This is a genomic window from Siminovitchia fortis (assembly GCF_007681465.1).
In the GTDB taxonomy this organism is placed as follows: Bacteria; Bacillota; Bacilli; order Bacillales; family Bacillaceae_C; genus Siminovitchia; species Siminovitchia fortis.
Genome location: NZ_VEKZ01000004.1, coordinates 21172 through 35567, shown reverse-complemented (window position 1 = coordinate 35567; position 14396 = coordinate 21172). Strand labels below are relative to the sequence as shown.

Below are 14396 nucleotides of genomic sequence, written 5' to 3'. Positions count from 1 at the left end.
ATGAAATACCTAATGAACGAGATAACTCATGAATAATGTAGCAAGGCCAAAATAGATCAAAATGGATGTCAGATCGTTCATCGTGGTGATGAAAGGCCCCGAGGCAACGGCCGGGTCGATTTTCAGTTTATGCATGATAATTGGAACGAGCGTTCCTGCCAAGGTAGCGACGAACAGGGATGCCAGGATTGAAATCCCGACGAGAAAACCCAGGAACAACTCGCCTTTCCACAAATAGACAACAATGACTACAAGCAATCCGCAGATGGAGCCGGTGATAAGACCGGTTCCTCCTTCTCTGAGAACCAATTTCCATCTGCTTTCTTCCTCCAGTTCACCCGTCGCAATCCCTCTTACCGCCACCGCAAGGGCCTGTGTTCCGGTATTTCCGGCCATTCCGGCAATCAGCGGAATGAAGACTGCCAAAATAGACACCTGATTTAATGTATCTTCAAACCTTCCGATCAAACTGGCTGTAAACATTCCAAGAAAAAGCAATATAATCAGCCATGGAAGGCGTTTTTTGGCTGCGGAAAACGGATTTTTGTCAGGAGTGTCTACATCCATTACAGCCGCAAGCTTTGAATAGTCATCTGACGCTTCTTCATCGATGACATCGATAATATCGTCAACTGTAATGATACCCAATAAATGATTTTGAAAATCCACGACCGGCAATGCCAGCAGGTCATAGTCACGCATTTGGTTCGCGGCCTCTTCCTGATCCGCATCAACGGTGATTGAAACAACCCTTGAAGACATGATTTCGGATATCATTGTATCATCATTGCTGATTATAAGGTCACGAAGTGAAATGACTCCCACAAGGCGCCTGTCGTCATCAATCACAAACACATAATATATGGTCTCCGCGGTAGGCGCTTCATTTTTCAAAATATGCATGGCGGATCGGACTGTCTGGTTGGCCGAAATGGCGATGTATTCCGTTGTCATGATACTTCCGGCAGTCGACTCTTCATAGTGGAGGAGGTCCTTGATCTCCTGCGCACTCTCTTTGTTCATGATGGTCAAATAGCTTGCCGCCTGGAGCTTATCCAGCTTATTCAACACGTCAACCGCATTGTCCGTAAACATATGTGACAACATGTCTGCAGCATACTGCGGCTCCATTTCCGCCAATATATCTTTATATTCACTGTCCTCAATATCCAAAACCTCAAAAAAGTCCGATACTTCCTTAGGTGATAAATATAGATAGATCTTCAACCGTATGTCATGGTCAATTTTTATAAAAAATTTTGCTTGGTCATACGGATGTAAATGTAAAAATTCTTCACGGAAACCCATCATGTTTTCATCATGAAGTGTTTCCAGCAGCAGCTCTTCATCCAATTGCTCTCGTTCTTCCTGATTCATTTCAGCCATCATTTTCGCGCCTCCTCTCCGCCTGTCTTTCCTATCCTAACAAATCTGAACCGGCTTGTCGTTATATATGATAGGCTTTTGCATAAAACGAAATGGATTATTACAATAATATCAAAGAACCGCTCAGCAAAGAAAATCCGGATATATTTGAAATAGACAGGTGATTTGTATTGAAAATTGATATAATCGGTGATATTCACGGGTGTTTTTCGGAATTTAAAAACCTCTTACGAAAGCTCGGCTATTCATGGCGGGATGGTGTTCCCATTCATCAGGAAGGCAGACTCTTGGGCTTTGTCGGCGATCTCACGGACAGGGGCCCGCAATCTTTGAAAGTCATCGAAACCGTTTGGAAACTTTGGAAGCTTCATGGTGCCTATTATGTGCCAGGGAACCATTGCAACAAGCTTTATCGTTATTTTCTAGGCAGAAATGTCCAAGTCACCCATGGACTTGAGACAACGGTTGCCGAGTTGGACAGCCTGTCGCCAAAAGAAGAGAACCATTACAGAAGAATGTATATGGAACTGTATGAGGGTTCTCCGCTTTATCAAATACTTGATGAAGGCAAGCTTATCATCGCCCATGCGGGCATTAAAGAAGACTACATTGGCAAAGTCAATAAAAGTGTGAAGACATTTGTGCTTTACGGAGACATTACTGGGGAATTCCTGCCTGACGGCAGGCCCGTCAGGCGGGACTGGGCGAAAAAGTACCAAGGCTGGCCTTTTATCGTTTATGGACATACTCCAGTCAGTGTTCCGCGCACTGTCGGAAGGACCATTAATATCGATACAGGCTGCGTATTCGGAGGCAAGCTAACGGCATTCAGATATCCGGAGAAGGAAACAGTCTCCGTTCCGTCCACCATGCCGTATATCCCGGAAAAATTTACGGAGTTTGCATAGGCGCGGAATTTGCCGGGGCTTCTATTATCCGCGGGTATTTCCTCTTATCCACGGGTATTTCCCCTTATCCGCGGGTACTTCCCTCTATCCGCAGATATTCTCGCTTATCCGCGGATTTCAAGTTCCTCCAACAGCATTTGCATATCTTGCGGCAATGGAGCATTAAAAAACATTTCTTTTTTTGTCAGAGGATGAAAAAAGGACAGCTCGCTGCAATGCAAAGCCTGCCGCATCATCCCATTCATCGGCCCGCCATACAGTTCATCACCAAACAAGGGATGTCCTATATGAGATAGATGCACCCTGATTTGGTGGGTCCTGCCTGTTTCCAATTTAATTTTCAGAAAGGCCGCATCTTTCATCTGCTTCTGTACTTCATATACCGTAACAGCCCTTTTTCCGTCTCTTCTTACTTCCCTTTCGATAATACTTGTCTGTTTTCTGCCAATCGGCACATCAATGACGTCCCTTTTCTTCCAAAAGGTGCCCGCAGCAATGGCTTCATATGCCCTATGAATGATCGCCTCTTTCTGCTGAAGGCCGAATAAATGGTGGGCGTGCCGATGTTTTGCCGCCAACAGCAGCCCTGATGTGTTTCTGTCGAGCCTCGTTACTATATGAACCGCCGCCTTCGCCGACCCCTGATGCTCATAATAATAAGCCAGAGCATTTGCAACGCTTCCTGACGGGTGTTCCCTCGAAGGAATCGTACTCATATAAGGTGGCTTGTTGATGACCAAAATATCCCGATCCTCATATATAATATCAAGAGGTATATGTTCTTGTGCAAGGCGGGGATTGACCGGTTCAGGAGGGAATACAATTTCCAGCCTGTCGCCCTCATCCAGAAAATAGCGTACGTTCTCTTCCTTTCCGTTAACGCTGATGGTCCCGCCGGCAAATTTAATATCCGTCAAAGCCCTTCTTGATATATGCTCCTCCGATAAAAAAGTTTTTATATCTTTTCCTGCGCGTTCCTTTGGGATGACCCATTCTAGTGTAAAATTTGACATTTTTTCCTATCCTTCATCTGATATGAACGAATCATGTACTCTTTTCCAAAAAGGAAACGGCCTGAACCGTGCAAACCGGACTTTTTCATCAGCAACCCGAAATTGAATGGACTTTACATCTCGGTGCATCACATTAAGGTGATCGATTGTAACATGAAAGTCATGGACATATACCGGTTTGAGCATAAGCGTATGATGTGCAGGCAAAATGAGCGGAGAGCCGACTGTCCTGAATACCCTGTTGTTGATGGATGCCATTTCGGCAAGTTGAATCGCATGGATGGCAGGATGGATGATGGCTCCTCCCAACGCTTTATTATAAGCGGTACTCCCGGATGGCGTTGATACACAGAGGCCGTCTCCGCGGAAGCGTTCAAAATGTTCCCCTCTTATTTCCACATCCATGACAAGGGTTCCGACGGTGCTTTTGACGGTCGATTCGTTCAAACCGAGGTATTTCGTCTCTTTTCCGCCATGCCGGTAACGGATGATCACTTCCAAAAGCGGGTACTCCACGACCTGATAAGGTGTTTTTGCTATAGCGATCACAAGCTTTTCGATCTCATCCGGAAGCCAGTCTGCATAAAACCCGAGATGCCCGGTGTGAACCCCAACAAAAGCCACTTTGTCCAATCTTGAGCTGTATCGGTGAAATGCGTATAGGAGTGTGCCGTCCCCGCCGACAGAGATGACGATATCCGGTTCTTCTTCGTCATAGACCAGTTCAAAATCCTGTAAATAAGTAATGACCCTTTGCATCAAGGCGTTAGATGTCGAATCTCCTTTTGAAAGTACTGAAAACCTCATCACGTCCATCCTTTCCCGTCAACGTTCCTTATTTACCATCAGGAAGCTCGTATGCTTCCCTGTTTTTTGTGAAATAGACTTGTGCTTCTTGTATTTCGCCCCTAATCTGTGACATTTGTTCATCTAGCCTGAATGCCGCTTCGGCGGCTGCCTGCAGTCTTTTTTTTATTTCTTCGGGAATTTGTCCTTGGTATTTATAATTGAGTGAATGCTCAATTGTGGCCCAGAAATTCATTGCAAGTGTACGGATTTGGATTTCGGCAAGGATTTTCTTTTCTCCATTGATTGTCTGCACCGGGTACTCGATAACCACATGGTAAGAGCGGTAGCCGCTCGGTTTTTTATGAGAAATGTAGTTCCTTTCTTCGACAATCCGAAAATCATTTCTTTTTCTAAGAAGCTGTACGACTGTCTGGATGTCATCGACAAACTGGCACATCATTCTGAGACCTGCAATATCCTGGATTTCGGTCTCCAGCTTATCCAGTGGAATGTTTTTCAAATTGGCTTTGACCAAAATGCTTGCAACCGGTTTAACCCGGCCGGTCACAAATTCTATCGGAGAGTGGACGTGCTCTTCGGCAAATTGCCCCCTCATCCCTCTCAATTTTACTTTCAATTCTTCTACTGCCTGCTTATATGGCGCTAAAAATTGATCCCAATGATTCATGATATGACTCACCCCTGTGACTTCTGGTGCGAAGACGGACTATTTTTTTCTATAATATATATACGAACTCATTTTAGCATAAAGTTGCAATTCATACATTGAACTATCTGTCTAAAAAAGCGATAATAAGATATAGTTTTAAGAAAAGCGTAAGGCGCGCAGCCTTAGGCGACAAGCACAAGGCGAATTTTGATGAGGGAGTTCTTCAGCCACCACAGCAATTCGCCTTGTGATCTCGAGCCGATGGCGCCTGAAGCTGGACATTACGAACTTTTTTGAAGAGAAAATCCGGTAAAATTTGATACTTTCTTTGACTTTCAGAAAGGACGAAGAGCTTTGGGCCGAAATATTGAAATTGAATTTAAAAACATGCTGAACAAAGAGAACTTTATCAAGCTGCAGAAGCATTTCAAAATCAATGAGCAAGATTTTCTCATACAAAATAACCATTATTTTGATACGGACGGCCTTTCACTAGGACAAAAAAAAGCTGCCCTCAGAATAAGGGAAAAAGGCGGGCGTTTTGAACTCACCCTAAAGAAAATAGCGGAGGCCGGTGTCCTCGAAATCAATCAATCCATATCCGATGAAAAAGCAATGGCCATGATCGGTAAAAATTCTTTCCCTTCCGGCGAAGTCAAAGATGAACTTATACTTATGGATGTAAAGCCTGAATCTCTTGAGTATAAAGGCATGCTTCAGACCCGCCGGGCACAGGTCCCTTATAAAAAAGGGCTGATAATGCTTGATCACAGCACTTATTTTGGCCGGGAAGATTTTGAAATAGAATATGAGGTTGATGAACAGCATACATCGAGCGGCAAAAATGACTTTTTCCAGCTGCTGAACGAACTCAACATTCCAAAGGTTCATGCCGATAATAAAATAAAGAGATTCTTTAATGCCAAAAAGGAGGGGACCCAATGAATTCACTTGGCCAGATCAGGGCATTGCTTGAATGGCAATCGCTCCAAAACTTTTCGGGGCAGCAATCAAATTCCGGTATGCCCGTTTCATCATCCTTTGCCAGCCTTCTTCAGGAGTTTGTTCAATCACAGAATCAAGTCTCTTCGATTGGACAGGCTGAAAACGGATTGAATACCCTTGGGCAGGTTTTTCAAAACAGCCAATATCACATACAGCAATATTTGACTGACAAAGGGGATGCCTCAAACATTTATGGAACGTCTTCGACCGAAGTAAAACAGGATTCCCCCGTCGAACAGGTCATAAATCGTGCAGCAGAAACATATAGACTGCCATCCAAATTAATTAAAGCGGTCATTCGCCATGAATCCAATTTCAATACACGTGCCGTAAGCCGGACGGGCGCTGCAGGATTAATGCAGCTGATGCCTGCCACCGCCCGCGGCCTCGGAGTCACCGATATCATGGATCCGGAGCAGAATGTCATGGCCGGCGCCAAATATTTGCGAAACATGCTTGATAAATATAAGGGCAATGTGAAGCTGGCACTCGCAGCTTACAATGCAGGCCCGGGAAATGTGGACAAATACGGAGGCATCCCGCCATTTAAAGAAACCCAAAATTATGTTCGGAAGGTAACAGACACATATTTAGGCTAGCCCGTTTAAACCCTGTTTTACATAACAGGGTTTTTTGATCGTGTCAATCCCCCTTTTTTATCAAAATGCTATTTATTTGTGTTATTTTTAAGCCGTTGATACAATGTACATATTATTTAAGAAAAACAACGGCGCCGGATCGGCTTCATTTGGCGAACAGGGAACCGATGGACTTTGCCGCCCAAGTTAAATATTATCCGATTCATGATCTCATACTATTTTTAGAAAAAGGAGCGATTCATATGGTTGAAAAGCGTATGATGCCGTATGACGCAATTGGGGAAGAAAAACTCTCCGCCCTTGTGGATGCCTTTTATCGCCGGGTTGGAAAACATCCCGACCTGATCCCCATATTTCCTGAAGACTTGACAGAAGTCGCAAGGAGACAAAAGCAGTTTTTGACCCAGTTCCTTGGCGGACCCCCTTTGTATTCACAAGAGCATGGACATCCCATGATGCGGGCACGGCACTTGCCCCATGAAATCACTCCTGTCAGAGCAAAGGCATGGCTGAGCTGCATGAGTGAGGCAATGGATGAAGTGGAACTTGAGCCTGACTTTAGGGAGTTTTTTTATTCAAGGCTGGCCATAACAGCCAATCATATGGTCAATACGCCTGATGAAGCCCAGGGTGAAGCACCGTGATGGATTGGAAAACCCAAAGCTTGCCTAAGCTCAAAAATGTACGAAATAAACCGATTGAAATTTATGTGTTCATAGATCCTTTCTGCGAAGAGTGCTGGCTCCTGAACCCGATCATTAAAAAGCTCCAGCTTCAGTATGGTGATTATTTCACCCTAAAGCATGTCTTATGTGGAAATTTAACCGTTCTGAATAATGGGAGCAAAAGCAGGGAGAGAACATCCGGCGATCAACAAATGTCGGAACAGGGCTCGGTTGTCCCGCATTTGGCGGCTATCAGCATAAAAGCTGCAGAGCTTCAGGGAAAAAGGGCAGGGATCCGCTTTTTGAGGAGGCTTCAGGAACTGCTTTTTGCTGAACAGGCTAATATTACGGATATCAATACATTGGAAAAATGTGCAAAAAGCGTAGGTTTGGACAGCAAAGAGTTTATCCGGGATATTTATTCATCAAGCGCCGCAAGGGCATTTCAATGCGATATAAGGATTTCATCTGAAATGAATGTGACGGAAATGCCCGCCATTGTCATTTTCAATGAACATATTGAAGATGAAGGATTAAAAATAACCGGCCTTTATTCATATTCCATATATGTCCAAATTTTAAAGGAAATGCTCGGGGGTTATGCACACCCTGCAAATATTCCGCCTCTGGAGAAATATTTGTCGTCCCATTCCATCATTTCTACACATGACCTTTCCATTATGTACGATGTTCCGTACCAACAAATGGAAAGAAAGATGAAAAAGCTTCAGCTGCAACGGAAAGTGGAAAAGGTACATTCAGCAAACGGTTCTTATTGGAAATGGCTGCAGTTAAGTTGAAAGGCGGGAACGCCTTTCTTTTTTTCTCATAATATCGATTCCTCCGCATAAAAATCTAAGCAAGGCATATGAAACGGAGGGATCACTGGATTGAGAAAAACACTGATTGGATTGATGATCCTTTTTTTCATCATCAGCTTTTATCTTAATATGCTGGGGCTTATGCAGCTGATTCCAATTTACATTACCTCGCCGCTGCTTTTCCTTTCCATCTTTATTTTTTTCTCCTTTATGAATGGAAGGAATAAGTTCAAAGGATTTCATTAGGTTAATGACCCCAAAAATGAGAGCCGGAAATCCGGCTCTCTATTTATCTTATTCATTTAACAACTTTTCCATTTCATTCAGCTTTTCTTCAAAGACTTTGCAGGCTGCTTCAATCGGTTCTGAAGAAGTCATATCGACACCGGCTTTTTTCAATACCTCGATCGGGTAGTCGGAGCTTCCTGCCTGCAGGAACCCGATATAGCGATTGACCGCTTCTTCCCCTTCATCCAGGATTTGCTGGCTCAGGGCAGTTGCTGCACTATAGCCTGTGGCGTATTGATATACGTAATAGTTGTAATAAAAATGCGGAATCCGGGACCATTCAAGGCCAATCTCCTTGTCAATATGAAGGTTTTCTTCACCGAAATATTTCTTGTTCAGTTCATAGTACTCGTTCGTCAGCAGATCCGGTGTCAATGCCTCCCCATTTTGTGCTTTTTGGTGGATCAGATGCTCAAATTCCGCAAACATCGTTTGGCGGAATACCGTTCCGCGGAAACCTTCCAAATCATGGTTTATTAAATAAAGGCGCTTTTGCTTGTCATCAGTCGTTTTTTGCAAATAATGGCCCAATAATGCCTCATTGCAGGTAGAAGCCACTTCCGCCACAAAAATGGAGTAATTCCCATATGGATAAGGCTGGCATTTTCGTGTATAGTAGCTGTGGACGCTGTGCCCGAATTCATGGGCCAGGGTAAATAAGTTGTTCACATTATCATGCCAATTCATTAAGATGTAGGGATTTGTACCGTACACCCCGGAAGAATAAGCGCCGCTTCTTTTTCCTTTGTTTTCTATTACATCCACCCAGCGGTTTTCAAAGCCTTCTTTCAAAATATTGATATAATCTTCGCCGAGCGGTTTCAGCCCTTCCAGCAGAATATCTTTCGCTTCCTCATATTTGACCTTCATATCCACTTCTTTTACAAGAGGAACGTAAAGGTCATACATATGCAGCTCGTCAACTTGCAGGACTTTCTTTCTTAAGCCGACGTAACGCTGGAGCAGGTGCAAATTTTTATTGATGGTGGAAACAAGATTGTCGTAGACACTCTCAGGAATATTGTTTGCGGCCAGTGCCGCCTGCCTGGCTGAATCGTAATTTCTTGCCTTTGCATAAAAATTATCTTTCTTGATTGTCCCGCTTATAGTGCTGGCAAATGTATTGGTGAACTTTCCATACGTCTCATACACATTTTTAAACGCCTGCTCGCGGACATTCCGGTCCTGGCTCTCCAAAAACCGAATATAGTTCCCGTGTGACAATTGGACGTCATTGCCCTCTTCGTCTTTAATGACCGGAAAAACAAGATCCGCGTTATTCAGCATGCCAAAAGTTGTAGCGGATGCACCCAAAACCTCTGATGCTTCTGCAAGCAAAGCCTCCTGCTCCGAACTCAGCACGTGCCCCCGTTTCAGGTTAATTTCATCCAAAGCCTGTCTATACAGCTGCAGGTCCTTGTTTTCCTCAAGAAACTGATTCAGTTTATTTTCGTCCATTGCAAGTATTTCAGGGACAATATAAGAAAAAACACTGGCAAATTTAGAGTAGAGTGATTCAGCCCGCGCATTAAAAGCCTGATAATGTGAATTGGCCGTGTCCTGATCATAGCGCATATGTGCATATGTATATAATTTTCCCATCCGTTCGGCCAGCTTCGATTGGAAGTCCAATGCTTCGTATAGCGCATCAGCACTTTCATCCAATTTGCCTTTAAATTGTTCACCCTCAGGAATCATTTCCTGGATGGAGGAATATTCCTTCTCCCATTCTTCATCCGTTTGAAAAATATCTTCCAGGCGCCATGTCAGTTCCTCTTTCACCTCTGACCGGCTTGGAAGGGTTTTTACATTCGAATCGTGTGCCATAGCATATCCTCCGTTCGTTTTGTCTTATTCCAAATTTTGCATACTAACATATTCTCTTTTTCAGCATAAAAATCCTGCCAAGTAAGCCAGAAAGGCATTTTTGTTCACCCGCTATTGTTGATTAATGTGTCATGAATGTCTATGTCCCATAATTTCGCTTCCTCAACATGGGAAGGCCACGGAATAACCTGAATCATTCTGTATAAGTCTTTCCCTGCCCTTTGAAAATAAAACAATTCTTCAAGCAATCGGAAATAATCGCGGACTGACTTTTCCCATTGATTTTCATCATGGAGCGGAAGCGTCCTGCATATAATGTCCCCATTGGATATTCTTTCTCGAAGTTTATAATTTACATATTTCAACGAGATGTTTTTACCAGTTCCCAATTTCTTCAGACAATCGGACCAAATGAAAAATTGCCATTCAGCAGGATGGGAAATGAAGCTTTCCATATATTTCACAGGGAGACCTATTAGAGGTGATAAAAGGAATGGATTGGATCCTTCCATGTAAACAGCTCTTAAAAAACTGTCACGCATAAGGTTTCCATAACGGACCTTCTGTTGTATCCAATTCATTTTTTCATCTGGCCAATTTTTATATGGAAAATTGGTACGGGCAGGAAAAGATGGGAAGGGGTATTTTATTTTCGAGATTGGCCACTGATGCAGCCTGGCAAATACTTTTCTTGAGGTATACGGTGTAATATTCGTTAAAAGGAATCCCCTTCCGCTTTCCGGCTCATATCCGGCAAGCATAGTTTGTCCATTGTTTCTCATCGTCTGAGACCATAGGTATTCCGTCATTTCGAACATGTCATTGGCCCTTCTTTTATGAAAAGGCTGTCCGCCGACTATCCATATGGGGATGATGCCCGATGAAAGGTATTGGAGGGATCTCCTTTCCACACTTTGGACGGAAATTGGAGTGCATTGAAACTCTACAGCAAATTGTCTTCCAGCTTTTTCGACAAGTAAATCGGGCCGTTGTCTGATATCAGAAAGATAATGTTCTAGTGAGACAGCCAGTTGGTTGGATCGACACCATTCAAACAAGTCCAGTTTACCTTGCAAGTGTCTTGGACTTTCCGGTTCGGATGCTGTTTCGATACATTGGGAATGATGCCGATGGGAAAAGTGGGGGATTCTTACATGGCCGGCTTTTAAAATAAGTGGTTCTTTACAGACGGGGCAAAAGAATCGTTCATGCTTCCGGAGCTGAGGGACTCGATTCCGCATATCGCCGGACAGCGTGAACAGTTCTCCTTCTTTGTTTAATGCAGTTAACAAACAACACACTCCCTTCTTTTCATATATGTATTCTTCAATCGGGCCTGCTTTTCCTTTAATTTGCCATAAAATAAAAAAACCGATTCCCAGTGAAATCGGTTTTTTATGCAAAGTATTCGTTCAACGTATAAAATACATTTTGGTCGATGACTTTTTTCCCGTACTCTTCAAGGCGGTGGATTGTGAACGCTGATTCATTCCCGTATTCCAGCAGGATGCTCAACACATCCTCGATCTGGTCCTCATCAGACTCTTCATCCGGAAACTTCACGTATAAGTAGTATTTGTTCTCGTACGCAAAGAGCTTTGTTTCAATTTCTTCAAGGCCCTGCCTCTTGGAGAGCGCAAGTACATCTTCAAAGTCATTGAACATAAGGACGAATTCAAGCAGATCATCATCACTGCGGACATACTGGTTCAATTGAAGATGGTGGTCCAGAAACTCCTCGATCCTTTCATCAATCGGCAAGTCCTTCAATTTTTCATCCGGAATGGGCAGCTCGAACCTTTGTCCATCTTTGGACAATTGTGCCTTTGTTACCAAAACTTCCAACCCTTTGTCCAGTGCCTGGACTTGGATCCATAACGGGCCCTCTGGTACAAATTCTTCTTCATGATGGATCTCATCCATCATTTCCCAGAACAGCTCTTCGCTTTTTTCGCGGCTGTACCATATTTCTTCGCGGTCAAAGCCTCTTTCTTCTATATCGACATATGAAATGTAAAATTTCACTGTATTTTCATTTATACGCTCAATCTCCACAAAACAACTCTCCCTTCTTTTGTAGGGTGGCGGTGTTGAAGGGACATGTATCCCGACAAAGGTATAAATTATAATTAGTCTTCCCCTTGTACTCTTTATTTTATGATAAACGCTTGTAAAAGGGAAACAATATTTGCTCCCAATTTATAAACCATCAAAAGCCCACCAAAGAAAATCGATGTTTCGCCTATCTTAACCAATAAATTATAAGAAATCAAGCGATTTTTCCGAAAATTCGACTGTGCGGACTTAAGCATGCGGCGCCAACAACTGTTTTATTAAAAAAACCCCCATACTTCTGATCCAGAGTATGAAGGTTTCTTATTTATGCTTAAACTTAACCGTTTAGTTGACCATTTTCTGTGCTTCACGAAGCTGATACGTTCTGACTTTGCGCGGCAGGAAACGCCTGATTTCGTCTTCATTATACCCTACCTGAAGACGTTTCTCATCAAGGATGATCGGTCTGCGCAGCAATCCCGGGTTCTTTTGGATGATATCAAATAACTGTTGAAGAGGCAAAGAATCCAAATCGATATTGAGCTTTTGAAAGACCTTTGAACGTGTAGAAATGATTTCGTCCGTACCATCCTCCGTCATCCGCAATATCTCTTTGATTTCTTCAAGGGTCAATGGTTCCGAGAAAATATTCCGTTCAGTATATGGAATGTTCTGCTCTTCTAACCAAGTTCTTGCTTTTCTGCATGATGTACAGCTTGGTGAAGTGTATAATGTGACCATATTTTAGCACACTCCTATTTTATTTTGAAATATATTAAAGGGTTGATTTTGATCAGTTTTTAAAACCAGCCAGATTAAAATCAGTATTATGAAACACTTTATATTATGTATTATACACTATTTCCTCATTCATGAATAGATTTATTTAGATTTTTTATATACTGTATTCCTCCCGTCTTTCATTCTGTTATAGTAACCCTTAAAGCATTTTTACCCTTCAAAAGAGGGTCTGAAACACCCTCTTTGAATTAATTTAACCTGTTTCTGTTTTTCCATTCATGCGGGCCGTTATTTTTTACTCGGTCCCCGGGGTGTAGTCCACACCTGGTGTATATGTGTTGCCGGCATTCCAGAGCAGATATTCTTCAATTCCCGAATCATTGAGGGCTTTGATCTGGGCCTCCACTTCAGCTTTTCCATATACCTGATAGTTTCCGCTTCCTAAATATGAAGCTGTGAAATCTTGGAGCCATGGCCGTGAAATCGGAGGATTTTTCAATTCCGCAAGCTTTTGATTTTCCAATTTTGCATATTCACGGACAAGTTTATACGGTTCCAAATCCGGCTTGGCAATGCCAAAATAGGATGTCCAATGGCTTGGGTAAATCATGGACGATATAACGTCAACATTCTCCGATATTTTGCTGAAGTTCTGCCCGATTCCCGGGGCTTCCGGCAGCGTGGCGGTGTAGCCGAAAATATCCACTGAAACCTTGACGCCATACGGCTTCAATTTTTCACGGGCATAGGCAACAAAGTCGGTAACCGCATGGACGCGTTTTTGTACATTGTCCTCTTTCATGTCTTTGTATTCGCCCATTCCATATTTGAGCTGTTCATCCCGGTTTTCGAATCCTTCCGGAAACCTTACGTAATCAAACTGGATTTCCTTGAACCCCAGTTTAGCGGCTTCGATGGCAATATCGACATTATAATCCCACACTTCTTTTAAAAAAGGATTAACAAATGCTTCTCCCCGGCCGTTAACCCAGATTTTTCCTCCATCCTGGAATGAGAGCTCGGGCTTTTCTTTCGGAAGGATTGAATCTTTGAAAACAACAATCCTTGCGATCGGATAAATCTGTTTCTCTTCCATTTTTTCAAGCATTGCCCTTGGGTCCTTTATGTAGCTTTTTCCGATCTTTTCAAATGGTGAGCCTTTGTCACCTTTAAATGTCACGTTGCCCCAGTCATCCTTGATGTCTATGACCATTGTATTTAAGTCCGTTGATTCTATCAGCTTCATCAATTCATCAAAACGGCTTCCCCCTGCTGATTGTCCTGTTACATAAATTCCGCGGACAGCGTCCGGATATTCAAAGTTCAAGCCGGAATCGTATATAAAGCGGGGGGACTCCAGCGGCAGAGACTTCATTGCGATTGCATTTTCCCTTGTCGGATTGAAGGAGTGAACCTGTTTGGCTCCCTGTGCCATCGCCGGTTGACTTGTAAGCGCCAACATGCCGAACACTCCGGCTGTAGCCATCAGCTTTCTAAAATTCAAGATGTCCTACACTCCTTTTTATCTGGCAAAACTTATATGTCCGTTAATTCATTACTATTTTAGCAATAATTGCTTAAGAATGAAATGATTGTTTTTTCCTGCTCTTCTGGACCCAAAGTCGGGTG

The 14396-nt window shown here is 43.1% G+C and carries 14 protein-coding genes; 5 read left to right on the top strand and 9 right to left on the bottom strand.

Annotated elements, in window-relative coordinates; all coding sequences use genetic code 11:
* Window positions 1–9: 9 nt before the first annotated feature.
* On the bottom strand, window positions 10–1386 hold the full coding sequence (mgtE, locus tag FS666_RS02480; RefSeq protein WP_186306539.1) for a magnesium transporter: 1377 nt from the start codon (window positions 1384–1386) through the stop codon (window positions 10–12).
* Window positions 1387–1556: 170 nt separating this feature from the next.
* On the opposite strand from mgtE, the gene prpE reads away from it, so the two are divergent.
* Window positions 1557–2294 (top strand): bis(5'-nucleosyl)-tetraphosphatase PrpE, encoded by a 738-nt coding sequence (gene prpE, locus FS666_RS02475; RefSeq protein WP_144460428.1) that lies wholly within the window; start codon window positions 1557–1559, stop codon window positions 2292–2294.
* 104 nt (window positions 2295–2398) lie between these two features.
* Here prpE and FS666_RS02470 read toward each other — a convergent pair whose 3' ends face one another.
* The 3 genes from FS666_RS02470 to yjbM are packed head-to-tail and all read right to left on the bottom strand — an operon-like array spanning window position 2399 to window position 4784.
* On the bottom strand, window positions 2399–3307 hold the full coding sequence (locus FS666_RS02470; protein ID WP_144460430.1) for an RluA family pseudouridine synthase: 909 nt from the start codon (window positions 3305–3307) through the stop codon (window positions 2399–2401).
* Window positions 3308–3313: 6 nt separating this feature from the next.
* The gene (locus FS666_RS02465; RefSeq protein WP_120075287.1) at window positions 3314–4114 is read right to left on the bottom strand and encodes an NAD kinase; all 801 of its coding nucleotides are present in this window, start codon (window positions 4112–4114) and stop codon (window positions 3314–3316) included.
* Window positions 4115–4142: 28 nt separating this feature from the next.
* Window positions 4143–4784 carry a GTP diphosphokinase gene (yjbM, locus tag FS666_RS02460; RefSeq protein WP_120075288.1) on the bottom strand — a complete coding sequence of 214 codons (642 nt, stop codon included), beginning with the start codon at window positions 4782–4784 and terminating at the stop codon, window positions 4143–4145.
* Window positions 4785–5120: 336 nt separating this feature from the next.
* Here yjbM and FS666_RS02455 point away from each other — a divergent pair, with 336 nt between their 5' ends.
* The 4 genes from FS666_RS02455 (at window position 5121) to FS666_RS02440 (ending at window position 7835) form a co-directional block, all read left to right on the top strand.
* Entirely contained in the window at window positions 5121–5711 is a 591-nt protein-coding gene (locus FS666_RS02455) for a CYTH domain-containing protein (protein ID WP_120075289.1), read from the top strand.
* Window positions 5708–6370, top strand: coding sequence for a lytic transglycosylase domain-containing protein (locus FS666_RS02450; protein ID WP_120075290.1), 663 nt, complete (start codon window positions 5708–5710; stop codon window positions 6368–6370). Before FS666_RS02455 ends, FS666_RS02450 begins: the two co-directional genes overlap by 4 nt.
* Window positions 6371–6612: 242 nt before the next feature.
* Window positions 6613–7014, top strand: a complete 402-nt coding sequence (locus FS666_RS02445; RefSeq protein ID WP_120075296.1) for a globin domain-containing protein — start codon at window positions 6613–6615, stop codon at window positions 7012–7014.
* The gene (locus FS666_RS02440; RefSeq protein WP_120075291.1) at window positions 7014–7835 is read left to right on the top strand and encodes a ClpXP adapter SpxH family protein; all 822 of its coding nucleotides are present in this window, start codon (window positions 7014–7016) and stop codon (window positions 7833–7835) included. Before FS666_RS02445 ends, FS666_RS02440 begins: the two co-directional genes overlap by 1 nt.
* Window positions 7836–8150: 315 nt before the next feature.
* Here the strand turns inward: FS666_RS02440 and pepF are convergent, their stop codons facing one another.
* From pepF to FS666_RS02415, 5 genes are all read right to left on the bottom strand, one after another.
* The gene (gene pepF / locus FS666_RS02435; protein ID WP_144460432.1) at window positions 8151–9971 is read right to left on the bottom strand and encodes an oligoendopeptidase F; all 1821 of its coding nucleotides are present in this window, start codon (window positions 9969–9971) and stop codon (window positions 8151–8153) included.
* Window positions 9972–10075: 104 nt separating this feature from the next.
* Window positions 10076–11263, bottom strand: a complete 1188-nt coding sequence (locus FS666_RS02430) for a competence protein CoiA (protein WP_186306538.1) — start codon at window positions 11261–11263, stop codon at window positions 10076–10078.
* Between the two features lie 103 nt (window positions 11264–11366).
* Window positions 11367–12026 carry an adaptor protein MecA gene (gene mecA / locus FS666_RS02425; RefSeq protein WP_120069024.1) on the bottom strand — a complete coding sequence of 220 codons (660 nt, stop codon included), beginning with the start codon at window positions 12024–12026 and terminating at the stop codon, window positions 11367–11369.
* A gap of 345 nt (window positions 12027–12371) precedes the next feature.
* A complete protein-coding gene (gene spxA / locus FS666_RS02420) occupies window positions 12372–12767 on the bottom strand; it encodes a transcriptional regulator SpxA (RefSeq protein WP_120069027.1) in 396 nt (131 codons plus the stop codon).
* A gap of 295 nt (window positions 12768–13062) precedes the next feature.
* On the bottom strand, window positions 13063–14271 hold the full coding sequence (locus tag FS666_RS02415; RefSeq protein ID WP_244943821.1) for a putative glycoside hydrolase: 1209 nt from the start codon (window positions 14269–14271) through the stop codon (window positions 13063–13065).
* Window positions 14272–14396: the final 125 nt, after the last annotated feature.